The organism is Teredinibacter franksiae (assembly GCF_014218805.1).
GTDB lineage: Bacteria > Pseudomonadota > Gammaproteobacteria > Pseudomonadales > Cellvibrionaceae > Teredinibacter > Teredinibacter franksiae.
Genome location: NZ_JACJUV010000001.1, coordinates 3,662,406 through 3,676,589, shown reverse-complemented (window position 1 = coordinate 3,676,589; position 14,184 = coordinate 3,662,406). Strand labels below are relative to the sequence as shown.

The following is a 14,184-nucleotide window of genomic DNA, read 5'->3' as shown; positions in this document are numbered from 1 at the left end:
CTATACCTTAAAACGCCCAAGGGTTTGATCCAGCGTTTGTGAAAGCTGGTGTATGTTTTGCGCCGAACTAGACAGCGAACGCGCACTGTCGGCGGTGTCTTCTGTTTGGTGGGTAATATTATTCATATTGCGATTAATTTCTTCGGTGGCCGTAGACTGCTGCTCTGCCGCGGTTGCAATTTGCACATTCAAATCCACAATTTGCCGTACCGATTCGGTGATTTCATCTAAGGACAACCCTGCCTGTTGTGCGCTTCCAACACTGGCGATCACTTTGTCTTGGCTTGAGCCCATTTGCGCAACCGCTTGGTCGGCACCGTTTTGTAATTGCAAAATTACATCTTGAATTTCCTGGGTAGACTCTTGGGTACGCTGAGCCAATGTCCGCACTTCGTCTGCCACTACTGCAAATCCCCGGCCCTGCTCACCGGCGCGCGCCGCCTCAATTGCAGCATTCAGCGCTAGTAGGTTTGTTTGCTCGGCAATGCCACGGATCACATCCAGTACGGTGCCAACATTAACGGTATCCTCCTTCAGGCTTTGAATGGCATTCGCTGATGTTTCAATATCTGAGGCCAAACCTTCAATACCAGCGACTAGGCTACCCACTATGCTCTGACCTTCACTGGCATTTCTTTCCGCACTTTTAGCGCGGTCCGCTGCGTCCGTAGTATTGCGCGCAACCTCGGTAATGGTGGCCCCCAGCTGGTTAATAGCAGCCGCTGCCATGCTAATTTCCTGACGCTGGCTTTCGATGGTATTACTGGTTCGATCACTTTCGCCATCAATAGAGGAGGAACGCTCGCTCAGCTGCTCCGAAACCTCAAAAATATCACGCACGCTGACCTGTAAATTCCCTACAAACTTGTTGAATTCGCTGGAGATTTTCCCAAACTCGTCTTCTCCACGAACTTCCAGCCGCTTTGTAAGGTCACCCTCACCCTCAGCCATATCTTCTATGCGATTCAGTAGAGTACCCAAACGCTTAGTGGCAAAATTCGGCAGCACAACCCACAGCAGCGCTAAAGTTATCAGCCCGCACACCAAAAGTGTCGTTAATTGAAACATCGCTGAAGCATTCACGCCGGCGACACGCGCGCTCAAATCAGTAGAATACTCATTTGTTCGCTCAGTCAGCTTGTCGATGACATCGCGCATCGCTTCAAATTCTTGCCCCGCCTGCCCCAAGCTGAGCTGCGCGGCAGACTCCTGATCGGCATCAACCATATCCAGTATTTTCTTAACCGACTGCATATGTTGCTGGTAAAGCGTAAAAAAACGTTCAGCTTTTTGGGTAAGCTCTGGCTCGTTCATCGCCTCAACATATTTTGTAACCCTAGCCTCCGCCTGACCGAGGTTCTCATTGATGGTATTGGCCAGCTCCCGTTGATTTACACTGCCTGGGTTCGCCAGGACTAGAATACGCTCGGCGAGCAACGCCTGGTATAAATCCCGGTCGGCCTCCAGTAAAAAACCTGTTGCTGGAAGGTAGCTGTCGACCGCCACTTCCGTTTCCTCACTAACCCGATTAACGTTCACAATAGCCAACATCACAATCAGTAACATCAACGAACCGATAATGGCCAGAGGAATTCTTAGCTTCCAAGCGAAGCCAATATTATTGAACCAGTTATTCATGTTATCTGCTCAAAATTACCCTATTCGTTCTTTGACTATAGCCCACACAAAGAGAATTGCATGCCTGTGTATTGCCTGCCCGGCGCAAGGTCGCGCGTTGATCTCCCATGTAAAGCTGTCGCAGCCAGTACAACACAAAGTATGTGAGCACTCACATACTTACTATAAGTGCGACCAACTTTACCACTGGCACGAATATTCACTTGCAGTGGAACGCACGGTACATTGAGGGGCTAAGACTTTCAGCTCAGGCAGGCAGGTGGCAAGCGAGCGATCCAGGATGTTCGCCGGTATAACCTTATCGGCTCCGGCTACAGACAACTCCGCCAGTGCAAGTATGTATTCTGCCGGTCGGACTTTTTGAGCCAAGGCTCTCTACCCCGCCGACGCCACCACTCACGTCGGTTTCATTCACAGGCGAGGGGTACGCACCTAAGGGAGCTCAACCAACACACGCCGAGAACGGCCCACAAAAGAACACAAACAAACCAGAACAATGGTAAACAGTACAATCCTTGAAACCCATTATTAGCCTGTACAGAAATACACAGCCACAATTAAGAGTACCCCTAATAATTGATTTTAGTCCGCAATGAGACGCACGCGTGCCCGCCAACATTGACAACAACACACAGGTAAGCGTCAACACCCAGAAAAATTTTGCTCTAGCAACTTCGTCTCTGCCGTGAAGTGCCTAGCAAGAAGGTAAAAAGGCTGAGCTATACCAACAATACTATTTGAGAGCACCAAGGCGTAAACTGTTAAAACGGTGGAGAGAGCCACGGAAAGAGCCAGACACCCATGATCCTCATACCTTATAAAGTAGATTCCGAAATGGCTGGGCTTCCCATAGTCACAACCCTGGTTGCCCTAGCCTGTCTTTTAATTTTTTTCGTACAACAGTATTCCTGGCACAACTATGAACGAAACGTAGAAAATTTTTGTCGCTACGAAATTGGAAATAATCTTGACGAGCTATTAACGCGTGAAGAGTGTCTCGATATTTTTGTAAAGCTTGACTTAAGCCAAGACCGAAAAAACACTACGCAACTATTGCTCAGCCGCCACCCTAAAATTAAACCTTATTCCAGCGATATTGCGTATCAACTCAAACGTATGCAAAGTATTGTGCCTAACCCCGCTACTATAGATTGGTGGTATGAACCCGAAAGCTTTAACCCACTATCTATGATCTCGTCAAAACTCAGCCATATTAATTGGCAACAACTGCTTTTCAACTTGGCTTTCTTTCTTGCATTTGCCATAACCGCCGAACAAATACTGGGGCACTTGGGCTTCGCTTTATTCCTATTTTACAGCGCAATTAGTACCTCAATCATCTACAGCCTGGGCGCAATGAATCTGCACAATAGCGCGCCCGAAATTGGCTTATCTGGAGTTGTCACTAGCACCATGATATTGGCCACCCTTGTTTACCCGCATCGCTTCCTAAAATTTTTCTTCTGGTTGATATTTGTTTCCGGTACGTTCCGCCTTCCTCTACTGCTCATTACCATCGGCTATATCGGCTCAGACGTGTACTCCATAACTATCAGGAGAAACGACGCCAACATCTACTTCCTATCGCATATCGCGGGTGTTTTATCTGGTTCAGCCGTTGCGATCCCGTTGATTATTTTTCGCAAATACAAAAAAAGGGAGCATAAAAAAAGGCCGTGCTAAGCACGGCCTTCTGTTTCTATTGAACTGTATCTATTGGTATTATTTACTCAGCCTTTACCGCTTCCTGCAACTCTTTAAGCTTCGTGTCCGCGGTATCAAGCGCTGCAAAGGCCACTTCTCTACTCTCAAACTCAAATATTTGGCTTATCGTGCAAGTGTCGCCACCGGAGCGAATCTTACTACTCCCTCCACCACAAATTTCATAACCTGATGGCCCCTCAAATCGCGCGGCAACAGCAGTGTTCATGGCGTTACAGCGCATAACGGTTGTTGCTAGGTAGTAATTCCTACGACCGTCGATCGTTATAACGTTATTCTGATAACCATAACCATTTATATCGGAAATACGCACACAAGCACGCCCGTTTTGCCCGGTTTGCTCTTTTAGCACATCCTTAATTTTAGGCGTTGAGGCGCCATCTTTAACATTACCGCAACCGGCTAAAACTAGTACTGCCAATAAAGAGATTACAATAACTTTTTTCATCAAACCTTCTCCTAATATCTAAGGAATAGCCCCAAGAAGAGCCAGGGGCCGAGTATAGCAAACGTAATTTCATCTCATCAACGTAAAGCGCCGGCTAACCTATGAATGATTCATATTGCTGCTGGAAGCGCTCAAAAACCACGTCCAAAGCCCGTAATTTATTGCCCCCCTCAAGGCCAGCTAAGGCCGCCACCGCCGCTTCGAAAGTCGATAATTGACTGCCTTTTTCGGCCTTGCGAATTCGATACTGCCCATGCACATCACTCAACGATAGCCGAGGTAGCGCCGCCAACCAGGGGTTCAGGTAGAGCAGTTTTCGACTTTTTCGCCAAGTGCCATCCAGCACCAATAGCTGGTCTACACGGCAGCCCTCACTAGCAGTAGTTTCTTCACCCTGAGCTGCAGGATAGAGCAGTGCACAGCGAGTAACGTCGAGTTTCAGATCGGCTGGCAATTGCTGCTGCGCGCACACCAATCGGCTGTTCGGTAAACACAAATGCAGTAACTTCGCCGTACCCTTAGCCCGCCGCTGCTCACTAGGGTGCTGCCAAATTACCAGCTCTACAGACGTTTCGACCGCCTCCACCAAGCGGCACAAACAGGCAATTTCCGGTCGCCCGCAACTTTTACAACAAGGTCGTTTATAATCCACCCTTGTAACCCCTTATATGTACCCAAAGCAGGAAGCCCCTCCCCATTATGAAAACTCGCGATCTTCTCACGGCAACTGAAGCTGATTACGTTCAAAGCCTGCAGGCTATGAAGATAAAGGAACTAGAACGCCACGCAAACAAATTCACCCTAAACTATGGCAATGGTGATTATAACGAACTTATGCGCGCCACAATCAACCTTCTGCAAACGCTAGACTCAATTGATAGTGAACGATTCCAAAAGGTTCAAGCGCTAGTGCGCGAGCGTCTCGCCAACAGTACCGATGAAGACATCATTCAACGTCTTACCGTACTGATTACGGTCATAATCACCAAAAAGTTTAATAAAATACACGCCACCTGAGTACTCCGCCCTTTACTACATCACAAACAATACTGTATCCTTGTACAGTATTGTGAATTTTCACCCTAAGGAGCCCGTTATGGCGGTAATTGCAGTTTGGAAATGTGACCGGGATGGTAGTATGTTCGAAGATAAAAAGTCCGCAGAAGCTCACGATAAAATGCTGGAGTTAGCAGCCAATATCACCAGCCTTATTGAGAGCGAAATCCCCGATGTTAGCGAACAAGCCTGCGAGGCCATTGGCCTGCTGCTGGCAAAACGCAGCGAAGATCTAGTAAGAGCCTGCAAAGGCAAGCCTTCGGTACTGCTGGAAGCCAGCGAAAATTCTACCGAAGAAAAAGCGACCGGCGAAGCAATCGTTACCTCCATAGCGGGCTAGCCTAGGTCAAGCTTTTACTATGGCGCCCCCCGAACTCCGCTACCCGAGTTCGGGGTATTTAAGGAATCGCCCGCAAGGATGCGGAGCCTCACTCTTGGCGCTTAGCTGGGCTACTCTCCAATATCGCCTCTGGCTTCTGCTGAAAACCCAGCAAATACTGTTTGTCCTGCGCGTACATACCCGGCTCGAGATTGGTATTTTCAATATAAAAAATACGCCGATTTTTTAAGTCAAAACCCTTTACCAAGTTACCGTAATGTGCAGTAAATAGCTCATCCAATGCACCACTTTTATGCATCTTAATAAGACCGGCCTCTATTCGATGCGCAAGGCGTTTGTGCTGCGGTGACACATAAAAGTAATTCGGCAGGTAGGTATAAACCGCTACATATCGGTCATACGTCAACTGTTTATGTTTGCGTGAGAATATCTCGAGTTCAATGGGGATTTCGTTTACGCCACGGTTAAATGTTTGAAAACGACCCTGGGCGAGCATATCGAACATAGTCGCATAACCGTAACCCACCACCAGATTAAACCCGTGATCGGCCAAAATCTGGGTTGTAGACCAATCAGAGCTGGAGCCCGTTGAAACGGCCTTTAATTGCGCCAACGTATGCACATTTTTCAATAATTCTTTGTGCTCCTCCATCAACATGAAAATACGGTAGCTGGAGATCCCCCGCTGAATCGGGAACGGCACCCGAATCACTTTTTTAGACCACTGTCGTTTTGGTGGCGAAGTTAGAACCGTAAGGTCCTTGCCCTTGTGAAGAGCCGAAAACTGGCGATCGCGAACCATCGCGTGTGCCGTTTCCCGCAACCTGAATCGACCATAGTCGCCTTCAGTTTCCCTCAGCGCCCGCAGTACTACAGCGTAGGTGTAATCCTGCAGTCGATCTTGAGCATCGGCAGGGGCCTGCATGATAACCAGGTCTTCGGCATGAACAGCAGCTACCAAACACACCCCCCCTACACTAAGGCAACGGAGAAAACGATGGGTTACGAACTTGAACATAGAATTTAAGTATTGTCCCTGGCACGTATAAACGCAATATTGTTGCCTTAAAACCCTCCTGTTTCGCGCCAAGGCGCCGGAGAGTACAAATTTGAAGTCGCCACCGGATAGCCCCAGAACACACAAGCGGCCCCCCCCCCACACGAAATCTTTTTGTCTTAAGCGCACTGCTACTAATTGGAGTTTTATCGCTCAAACGCTATTATCGGTCATTACAGCCTGTAGTTATCAAACGGAGATCTCGCCTTGAACGCATTAGCCTGGCTAATTCCTGAGCTAACCCAACCGGAATGGGTAGCCCATGGTTTCATCTTTGCCGTTAATATCGGCTTACTTTTATTTGCCAAGCCCATTCTAAGTCTTGTAGATGCCGATGAAGAAAACCGCATTACACTGCGTATCTTCAGGTCGGTTAACCTTATCATTCTAATACTGCATTTGCTTGATATTGCGTTACTACGCGTCAACGATCACTACCAAAATGCTTTTATAAAAATTGGTTTGAATTTGGCGGCTGTTTATACTGCGCTCTATTGCTACAAACTGCTTTGCTACCTCTCCCGCCGTCGCTTTGGCAACGAAAAAACCATTGATGAAAAAATTACATTTCTCGACACATACAGTTCTAGGCTTGTAGATCTGCTATCTTTGATTTTCATTGTTATTACACTGATCTATACACTGATAAAAATTTGGGGTGCCAACGGCCTGCTGGAGACAACCGGTATATTCGGAATTATTGCTGCTTTCTTTGCGTTTACCAGTAATGCTTGGGCGCCCGACATTATAAGCGGGTTGATTGTACTTAATTCCCGCATCCTAGAGGATGGTGATGTTGTCGTCGTCGATGGATACCCAGACGAATACATCATAAGCAAGGTATCGCTTATCTATATTGTTCTCTACGATGTTCGCAACAACCACCGCACGCTCATTCGCAACAGTCAGTTCATAAAAAGTAAAATTGATAACCTTAGCCGCGTAGCCTCGACCGATGGTTTACGTAAATCCATTACCTATAAAATAGGCTACCCCGCGTTACCCGTTAACGATCAAGAGCAACGAGTAGATCAATTGAATCGATATAAGTCACGTATTGATCGAATTTTTACGTCTGCGTTTGACAATTGCTGCGCCAACAAATCCGTTATGATCAATCGCGATAGAGAATTCGAGTGGGCACTAACCTCAACCGGAGATTTTGCACTTCATTACACACTATGGGTGTTTCTAGAGCGAATCCCAAATACCAAGGTTACCTCGTCAGTCAGGAAACACCTAATTCGCAGTCTGTTTCACGTTAACGAAGCGGTTTTTACGGCGGCTGAAATAGAAGGCGTTAGCCTTTCTACGCCAATACTCAACGAGGTGAATTTTGAGCACACTGAAAAAGATCGTTAGTGCCTCACTTCTGTTTTTGTCATTGAGCATTAATGCGGAAACCGCACGCATAGCCGTTGCCGCAAATTTTGCGCCGACACTTAAACAGCTCTCAACTGTTTTTGAGCAACAAACACCGCACAAATTGGTGATCGTGAGCGGCTCAACCGGAAAACTATTTGCCCAGATTGAACATGGCGCGCCCTTCCATGCCTTTTTATCGGCAGATAGTAAAAGAGCAGACGAGCTATTAAAAAGGGGTAATGCCATACAAGGCAGCGGCTTCATCTACGCCCGAGGTCAACTTGTTTACTGGGCGCCAAAGGAAAGTCCGCGGGAAGACAAACCCAATTTTTCCACCCTTCGCACACTGGCAATGGCAAACCCTAAGCTAGCGCCCTATGGTGCAGCGTCACAATCGGCCGCTGCTAATTTACTTGACCAGAAAATACCACCGTATAAAACAATTTTTGGAAGTAACATTACCCAAACCCTGCAATTTATTGCCAGCGGTAGCGTCGATGCTGGCTTTATCTCACTATCACAATTAATAATGATGCCGGAACAAAAGCGTGGCTATTGGTGGCATGTTCCCGAAAATTTTCATACCCCACTAACACAGAAAGCGGTGCTGCTGAAAAAAGGCGTAAAAAACGCTGCGGCCTTGGCTTTTCTCGATTATTTACAGAGTGAAGCCGCAATCACGCGAATTGCACAAAATGGTTATACACAGTAACCTCTTCTCCCCCCAACACATACGTTAGAGAGCATGCTGGCATCCCTAGACACTACTCCCATTTGGCTCACCTTAAAGCTAGCGGTCGTTACCACTTGGCTACTTATTTTTATTGCCTTGCCTCTAGCCTGGTGGCTCGCAAGAAGCCACAGCTTTATGCGCCCACTGGTGTCAACGCTGGTAGCCATGCCGCTGGTGCTACCACCAACGGTTCTCGGGTTCTATTTACTGATACTGCTTGGCCCTCAAGGATTCGTAGGCCAAATGACCAATGCCATTGGCCTGGGAACTCTGCCGTTTACGTTTTCGGGGCTTGTGGTCGCATCGGTGATTTATTCATTACCGTTTGCCGTACAACCACTGGAAAATGCTTTTCGATTAATGGGTAATCAACCCTGGGACGTTGCCGCAACCCTTCGAGCCTCAGCACTCGATCGATTTTTTACCATTGCCCTACCTCTAGCCCGGCCCGCATTACTCACCGCCGTTGTACTTTCCTTTGCTCACACCATGGGTGAGTTTGGCGTTGTTCTGATGATCGGCGGTAATATCCCCGGCGAAACCAAAGTGCTTTCCATGGCCATATACGACCATGTCGAAAGCCAAGAATACCAGCAGGCTCATTGGCTAGCGGCCGGAATGCTAATCTTCGCTTTTTTGGTTTTGCTGTGCCTGCAAGTACTTGATCAGCGTCAGAGGCGAAGACAATCGTGAACACATCGACGAAGAACGACCTGCGCCTAAACTACACCCTGCACAAAAACTATTTTGAATCGACGATAAATTTATCCATTCCCTGTCGTGGCACCACAGCCATTTTTGGCGCTTCGGGTTCAGGAAAAACCACCATGCTGCGAAGTATTGCTGGTTTGGAAAACACCGTGCGCGGTACGATACAGTTTCGTGAGCAGGTATTTCAAAATGAAAAAACGTTTTTACCGGTACACAAACGACCCATAGGTTATGTTTTCCAACAACCGGGGTTATTTCCTCACCTTACCGTTTTAAAAAATCTGCTGTATGGTTACAAGCGTATAAACCCTGCCGAGCGCACAATTACATTTGATGATGCCGTGCAGCTATTGGGTGTAGAAAATCTTCTTAAGCGCTTCCCTCACCAGCTTTCTGGTGGTCAACAACAACGCGTCGGAATTGCACGAGCGCTGCTTACCAGCCCGAAATTACTGTTGATGGACGAGCCTCTGGCCAGCCTCGACCAGCGCAGTAAAACCGAAATATTGCCCTACCTCGACCATCTCCATCGCCGTCTCGAAATCCCCATCCTTTATGTCAGCCACGCTATTGAAGAAGTTGTACGTATTGCAGACCGAATGATTCTGATGGATAAAGGCGCCGTTATTGCCGAGGGCGAACTTAATGCTCTACTTACCGACAATAATTTACCGCTTACAGACCTTGAAGAAGCCTGTGTAGTGACAGACGGCAGAGTTAAATGTCATCTGCCCGAGTACCACTTAACGCAACTCAAAACCGATTATGGCGATCTAGTTGTTTCACAGAAAGACTTGCAACCCGATAGCTGTGTGCGCATAAGAATACTTGCACGTGATGTGAGCCTAGCGTTGGATTTAGCCGAGCGTAGCAGTATCAGTAATATACTACCGGTTATAGTGGATCAGATTACGGATACCCCCGACCCAGCACAGGTTTTGGTAAAACTAAAAGCAAAAACAACACCAATGCTTTCGCGTATCACCCGCCGTTCACTGTCTCATTTAAACCTAGCCCCCGGTCAACAGGTATACGCGCAAATAAAAAGTGTATCGTTAATGAAAGACAACCTTTAAGCTACTTCGTATCAGTTTATTTTCGCTTCCGGCTTTATGTGTGGTTCTTGCGCAAAAAAAATGTTTACCGGCATATTGGTAGTCTGTGACAAAGTTTTAACGCTGAGTATGGCTCGCTCGTAAAGTGCAAAAACTAACATCAATTACCAGAAGTGTGCCCTAAAGATACTTAGTAATATCGACAGGAAATTCATCAAAACAAGGCACGCTATCATCTGGCTGTGCCCATTGTGGTTTAGAAGCAACCTGCACATTCGCAACTGGCTTTATTTTGTGATCAGAAATAACGCAAGCCAACGCAACACTCATGTAGTCGTTTTTTGCCTTTGCGTAATTCATCAACCGAGCCCCACAATTACTACAAAAAGCTCGAACACCCATAGGGCTATAACTGTATTACGCCACCAACGAATCTCCGGAAATAAGACGCAAAGAACTTTTCTTAGAGATAAGTTGCGTAGCACAATCGGCGCCGTGGGAGCACTGGCAAATAGAGCAATAACAGCGCAACGCTGTATCCCCCACAGGCACGAATTCAAATTCAATCTGGCCACACAAGCATTGTCCAATCATAATCACGCCTCCGGTTTAGCGCTCGGCGAAACTTTACTCCCCTCTTGAGAATCTAAAGGTTCTAGAACTCTCTCGGTACGAGGAATATAGAAATTATCATAATTGAAGGACAATACAACATGCCGCGCGCGACCGATCATTTCGTTTCTAGGCACAAACCCAATGGCTCTAGAGTCGGCACTGTTGTCACGGTTATCTCCCAAAACCAAATACTGGTCACTAGGCACCCTAACAGGTTCAAAATTGGCGTAGGTAGAAGGTTTAGAATGTACGCGAACACGGTGCTCAACTCCCACCAAGTTTTCACGCAGTTCGGCGAATTCGTCTGTTATTTTCACCGAGCTATAGGACAATGATTCGCCATTGATATACACCCGGTTATCGCGCATTTCGACGACATCACCCGGCACCCCAACAACCCGCTTAACCAATCGTATATCCGATACCGCTGAATCGAAGACCACAATGTCGCCCCGAACTGGGTCGGAAACACGGTATAGCGACATTGAGGTAAACGGCACCCTAAGGTCGTAAGCAAGCTTATTTACCCAAATCCGATCTCCCACTTCAATGGTGGGCTTCATTGAACCCGTTGGCACCGTATTCCAATCGGCAACCGCACTTCTAAATAGCAGCATTAACGAGAGAAACACAATAAAGGTTTTATTTTCGCGCCAAATTTTCAAAATCAATTTTTTCATAGCCAATCCCATTCGATTTTCGCCTAAATTTAGCACAGCTACAGGTGATTACTGGGTAAACCCCAGAGCCTTACACCCACAGTTCGACAATCCCATTGCGCTATGGTTCGCTCTTACGCAACACCCGCGTGCCCTATACCAGCCCAGACTGGTAACATTACGCCTTTCTGTATTCCACGAGCTATCCGAGGTTCACCAGCGTTGCTACCCATTCACGCCCATTTAGATACCATTTTGACCACACTTGGCCAAAACACTGCGCTGGTATTGCAAGCCGAACCGGGGGCCGGCAAATCTACCGCGCTGCCTCTCCGCCTGCTAGAGGCCGACTGGTTAGCCAATAAGAAAATCGTCATGCTCGAACCTCGACGAGTCGCGGCTCGCTCCATAGCTCACTATTTGGCGCACCAGCTAGGCGAAAAAATTGGTCAGCGAGTGGGTTATCAGGTGCGTAATGACCGTAAAGTCTCCAGTGAGACGGTTCTCGAAGTTGTAACAGAAGGCATTTTAACTCGCCGCTTACAGGCCGATCCGGAGCTAGCCAATACCGCACTCATCATTTTTGACGAATTTCATGAGCGCTCGATACATGCCGACCTGTCGCTATTACTGGCGCTAGAGGTTCAACAATCGTTACGCGACGACCTAAAACTCTTGGTTATGTCAGCTACTATCGACACTCAAAAAATGGCCCAATACTTAGGGGGAGCAGCAATTGTCGAATGTCCGGGGCGCAGCTTTCCCGTCACAGTTGTGCACACGCAGCCAATCAACAACAAATATCGCCTCGGCCACCAGGTAATCGCTGAAGTAGCCAATGCACTTAAAAACGTGAGCGAAGGCGATTTTTTGATATTTTTGCCCGGCCAACGCGAAATCAAACAATGCCTGAACGAGGCCAATAACTTTTTTAACGACGACACCTTAGAATTTTTACCCTTGTACGGTGCTCTCCCGCTGGATCAGCAGGAGCGCGCACTGCAAACTCATACCGGTGCTCAACAAAAACGTCGTATTATTTTCTCTACCAATATTGCCGAAACTAGCTTAACCATTGAGGGTGTTACCTGTGTTATAGATAGTGGCCTAGAGCGTGTGCTCACCTACGACCCCGCCAGTGATATGACTCGCCTTGAGACGGCGTATATTTCCAAGGCTTCGGCAGAGCAACGAAAGGGCCGCGCCGGGCGTGTACGCGCCGGCCATTGTGTGCGCCTGTGGAATGAAACCAACCACCACAGCCTGAAGGCTTTTCAAGCGGAAGAAATACTATCCGCAGACTTAACCCCTCTTGTGCTGAATTTACTCAACTGGGGTACCGCTGATTACAGCGAAATCAACTGGCTTACGGCGCCGCCTAAAGCGCATTTTGACTCGGCCAAAGCAACACTGCAGATACTTGGGCTAACGAAGAACAACCATCAGCTTTCTTCAATGGGTAAGCAAGCTAACGCGCTGCCACTGCACCCCCGGCTCGCCGCTATGGTGCTATCGGCAAACCAAAAAAACGCCGAGGCCTCCGTTGCCTGCCTACTGGCCGCATTGCTAAACGAACAGGATATTTTTACTGTTCAGGCCGGTGACGCACACCACCGCAGTGTTGATATTACCGAGCGAATAATCGCTATTCAGGAATATCATAAACATAAAGTAACGGCTCTGAGAAACTACCCCATACGCCGCACAGCGCTAGAATCGTTATTGAATACCCAGCGTAATTTAGAGCGCAAACTAAAACTTACATACAACCGCAAAGAAATTCCCCTCGCTGCACTAAAATTGGCGATTGGCGCACTTCTGCTCGCCGCCTACCCAGACCGATTGGCAAAACAGCGCTCGCGCGGTAGCGGTCACTACCAGCTAGCGAATAGGCGTGGCGTTATATTGCGAGAAGGTGATCCACTGTTCGACAGCCCCTGGCTAGTCGTTGCTGACGCCGACGGTCAAAAGCGAGAAGGGCAAATATTCAGTGCCGCGCAAGTATCGTTCGAGCAGGTTAAGCTGTGCTTAAAAGATCACCTTCATGAGCAAGACGAATTCCAATACGATCAGCAAAAACAAAAAATAACCGGCCGTAACTATACCCGCTACAAAGCACTCGAACTAAGCTGCAAAATGTTGGCCGAAATTCCGCGTGAAAAATTTCAACACTGCTTACAGTCCATTGTAAAAACTCAGGCATTTGAACTTTTAAACTGGACAGAGAAATGTGAACGCTGGCTCGCCAGGGCCCAATGGCTAGGGGAGCAGAGCACCCGCTTTCCAACGCTCTCGAAGGCGTCACTTTTAGCCTCAACTGAGCAATGGCTACTTCCCTATACCACTAGCCTAAACAGCATTAGCGAACTGAAAAAGCTAGACGCCTTGGCCATAGTGGCTGGCGCACTAAACTGGGAACAACAGCAACAACTGGAACGTGAAGCTCCCGCCAGCTACACAACGCCGAGCAATAAGCAGGTGAGTATTTACTATGATGAAAACCAAGGGCCTACGGTTTCCGTCGCCCTGCAAGAAATGTTTGGTGAACTCGAATCGCCAAAGCTCGGCGGAGGTAAGGTACCCTTGCGCTTCGAACTGCTATCGCCCGCTCGCCGACCGATACAAACCACCAGCGATTTAGCAAATTTTTGGCGAACATCGTACTTCGAGGTTGCGAAGGAAATGCGGGGCCGCTACCCAAAACACCGTTGGCCGGAGGAGCCACTGAAGGAAAAACCGGGCCGCTCCATCAAAGCTAAAAGCTGTCGATAATACCAGCATACGT

The 14,184-nt window shown here is 47.8% G+C and carries 15 protein-coding genes; 8 read left to right on the top strand and 7 right to left on the bottom strand.

Features of this window, described 5'->3' with window-relative positions:
- Positions 1–1,638 carry a methyl-accepting chemotaxis protein gene (locus H5336_RS15570; protein WP_185235169.1) on the bottom strand — a complete coding sequence of 546 codons (1,638 nt, stop codon included), beginning with the start codon at positions 1,636–1,638 and terminating at the stop codon, positions 1–3.
- 801 nt (positions 1,639–2,439) lie between these two features.
- On the opposite strand from H5336_RS15570, the gene H5336_RS15565 reads away from it, so the two are divergent.
- On the top strand, positions 2,440–3,321 hold the full coding sequence (locus tag H5336_RS15565) for a rhomboid family intramembrane serine protease (RefSeq protein WP_185235168.1): 882 nt from the start codon (positions 2,440–2,442) through the stop codon (positions 3,319–3,321).
- A gap of 43 nt (positions 3,322–3,364) precedes the next feature.
- Here H5336_RS15565 and H5336_RS15560 read toward each other — a convergent pair whose 3' ends face one another.
- Together H5336_RS15560 and H5336_RS15555 are read right to left on the bottom strand one after the other, a co-directional pair.
- On the bottom strand, positions 3,365–3,808 hold the full coding sequence (locus H5336_RS15560; RefSeq protein ID WP_185235167.1) for a DUF6491 family protein: 444 nt from the start codon (positions 3,806–3,808) through the stop codon (positions 3,365–3,367).
- Positions 3,809–3,902: 94 nt separating this feature from the next.
- Positions 3,903–4,460 carry a tRNA-uridine aminocarboxypropyltransferase gene (locus tag H5336_RS15555; RefSeq protein ID WP_185235166.1) on the bottom strand — a complete coding sequence of 186 codons (558 nt, stop codon included), beginning with the start codon at positions 4,458–4,460 and terminating at the stop codon, positions 3,903–3,905.
- Between the two features lie 47 nt (positions 4,461–4,507).
- On the opposite strand from H5336_RS15555, the gene H5336_RS15550 reads away from it, so the two are divergent.
- A complete protein-coding gene (locus tag H5336_RS15550) occupies positions 4,508–4,825 on the top strand; it encodes a hypothetical protein (protein WP_185235165.1) in 318 nt (105 codons plus the stop codon).
- Positions 4,826–4,904: 79 nt separating this feature from the next.
- Positions 4,905–5,204, top strand: a complete 300-nt coding sequence (locus H5336_RS15545; protein ID WP_185235164.1) for a YebG family protein — start codon at positions 4,905–4,907, stop codon at positions 5,202–5,204.
- Between the two features lie 88 nt (positions 5,205–5,292).
- Here H5336_RS15545 and H5336_RS15540 read toward each other — a convergent pair whose 3' ends face one another.
- Positions 5,293–6,165 carry a transporter substrate-binding domain-containing protein gene (locus tag H5336_RS15540; RefSeq protein WP_185235163.1) on the bottom strand — a complete coding sequence of 291 codons (873 nt, stop codon included), beginning with the start codon at positions 6,163–6,165 and terminating at the stop codon, positions 5,293–5,295.
- Positions 6,166–6,468: 303 nt separating this feature from the next.
- Here H5336_RS15540 and H5336_RS15535 point away from each other — a divergent pair, with 303 nt between their 5' ends.
- From H5336_RS15535 to modC, 4 genes are read left to right on the top strand one after another with little or no spacing between them, the layout of a single operon-like run.
- Positions 6,469–7,623 carry a mechanosensitive ion channel family protein gene (locus H5336_RS15535; protein ID WP_185235162.1) on the top strand — a complete coding sequence of 385 codons (1,155 nt, stop codon included), beginning with the start codon at positions 6,469–6,471 and terminating at the stop codon, positions 7,621–7,623.
- Entirely contained in the window at positions 7,598–8,338 is a 741-nt protein-coding gene (gene modA, locus H5336_RS15530; protein WP_185235161.1) for a molybdate ABC transporter substrate-binding protein, read from the top strand. The genes H5336_RS15535 and modA overlap by 26 nt, the downstream gene beginning before the upstream one ends.
- A gap of 33 nt (positions 8,339–8,371) precedes the next feature.
- A complete protein-coding gene (modB, locus tag H5336_RS15525; protein WP_185235160.1) occupies positions 8,372–9,052 on the top strand; it encodes a molybdate ABC transporter permease subunit in 681 nt (226 codons plus the stop codon).
- Positions 9,049–10,146, top strand: coding sequence for a molybdenum ABC transporter ATP-binding protein (gene modC / locus H5336_RS15520; RefSeq protein WP_221628070.1), 1,098 nt, complete (start codon positions 9,049–9,051; stop codon positions 10,144–10,146). Before modB ends, modC begins: the two co-directional genes overlap by 4 nt.
- A gap of 159 nt (positions 10,147–10,305) precedes the next feature.
- Here the strand turns inward: modC and H5336_RS22680 are convergent, their stop codons facing one another.
- The 3 genes from H5336_RS22680 to lepB are packed head-to-tail and all read right to left on the bottom strand — an operon-like array spanning position 10,306 to position 11,420.
- Positions 10,306–10,485, bottom strand: a complete 180-nt coding sequence (locus H5336_RS22680) for a hypothetical protein (RefSeq protein WP_221628069.1) — start codon at positions 10,483–10,485, stop codon at positions 10,306–10,308.
- Between the two features lie 57 nt (positions 10,486–10,542).
- Positions 10,543–10,719, bottom strand: coding sequence for a GFA family protein (locus H5336_RS24020; protein ID WP_446697310.1), 177 nt, complete (start codon positions 10,717–10,719; stop codon positions 10,543–10,545).
- A gap of 2 nt (positions 10,720–10,721) precedes the next feature.
- Positions 10,722–11,420: a signal peptidase I gene (lepB, locus tag H5336_RS15510; RefSeq protein WP_185235159.1), complete on the bottom strand. Its 699-nt coding sequence runs from the start codon at positions 11,418–11,420 to the stop codon at positions 10,722–10,724.
- Between the two features lie 102 nt (positions 11,421–11,522).
- On the opposite strand from lepB, the gene hrpB reads away from it, so the two are divergent.
- The gene (gene hrpB / locus H5336_RS15505; RefSeq protein ID WP_281385635.1) at positions 11,523–14,171 is read left to right on the top strand and encodes an ATP-dependent helicase HrpB; all 2,649 of its coding nucleotides are present in this window, start codon (positions 11,523–11,525) and stop codon (positions 14,169–14,171) included.
- Positions 14,172–14,184: the final 13 nt, after the last annotated feature.

Excerpts from the sequence above, each read along its gene's own strand:
- H5336_RS15570 (WP_185235169.1), bottom strand. The coding sequence starts at position 1,638 with ATGAATAACTGGTTCAATAATATTGGCTTCGCTTGGAAGCTAAGAATT.
- H5336_RS15565 (WP_185235168.1), top strand. The coding sequence starts at position 2,440 with ATGATCCTCATACCTTATAAAGTAGATTCCGAAATGGCTGGGCTTCCC.
- H5336_RS15560 (WP_185235167.1), bottom strand. The coding sequence starts at position 3,808 with ATGAAAAAAGTTATTGTAATCTCTTTATTGGCAGTACTAGTTTTAGCC.
- H5336_RS15550 (WP_185235165.1), top strand. The coding sequence starts at position 4,508 with ATGAAAACTCGCGATCTTCTCACGGCAACTGAAGCTGATTACGTTCAA.
- H5336_RS15545 (WP_185235164.1), top strand. The coding sequence starts at position 4,905 with ATGGCGGTAATTGCAGTTTGGAAATGTGACCGGGATGGTAGTATGTTC.
- modB (WP_185235160.1), top strand. The coding sequence starts at position 8,372 with ATGCTGGCATCCCTAGACACTACTCCCATTTGGCTCACCTTAAAGCTA.
- H5336_RS22680 (WP_221628069.1), bottom strand. The coding sequence starts at position 10,485 with ATGAATTACGCAAAGGCAAAAAACGACTACATGAGTGTTGCGTTGGCT.
- H5336_RS24020 (WP_446697310.1), bottom strand. The coding sequence starts at position 10,719 with ATGATTGGACAATGCTTGTGTGGCCAGATTGAATTTGAATTCGTGCCT.
- lepB (WP_185235159.1), bottom strand. The coding sequence starts at position 11,420 with ATGAAAAAATTGATTTTGAAAATTTGGCGCGAAAATAAAACCTTTATT.
- hrpB (WP_281385635.1), top strand. The coding sequence starts at position 11,523 with ATGGTTCGCTCTTACGCAACACCCGCGTGCCCTATACCAGCCCAGACT.